The sequence below is a fragment of the Lysinibacillus zambalensis genome (assembly GCF_040183165.1).
Lineage (GTDB): Bacteria > Bacillota > Bacilli > Bacillales_A > Planococcaceae > Lysinibacillus > Lysinibacillus zambalensis.
In genome coordinates this window covers 1-331 of sequence record NZ_JBEGDG010000084.1, presented here as the reverse complement: position 1 = coordinate 331, position 331 = coordinate 1, and the positions used below count along the sequence as shown (strand labels likewise).

Sequence of the window (331 nt, the reverse complement as noted above, 5' to 3'; positions counted from 1 at the left end):
CAGCCCCCCCCTCAGCGCACGTTACACCCGTAGCGCCTGTAGCGCCTGTAGCGCCAGTAGCGCCAGTATCTCCAGTAGCGCCAGTACCTCCAGTATCTCCAGTATCTCCAGTAGCGCCAGTAGCGCCAGTAGCGCCAGTAGCGCCAGTAGCGCCAGTAGTGCCAGTAGCGCCAGTAACACCAGTAGAGCCAGTAGCGCCAGTAGCGCCAGTAGCGCCAGTAACACCAGTATCACCAGTAACTCCAGTAGCGCCAGTAGAGCCAGTAGCGCCAGAAACACCAGTAGCTCCAGTAGCACCAGTAGCTCCAGTAGCACCAGTAGCGCCAGTAGC

The 331-nt window shown here is 59.8% G+C and carries 1 protein-coding gene; it reads right to left on the bottom strand.

All coding sequences use genetic code 11. From position 1 onward, the window contains the following. The coding region (locus ABNX05_RS26170) for a hypothetical protein (RefSeq protein ID WP_349662350.1) at positions 1 to 331 on the bottom strand (331 nt) is incomplete at both ends.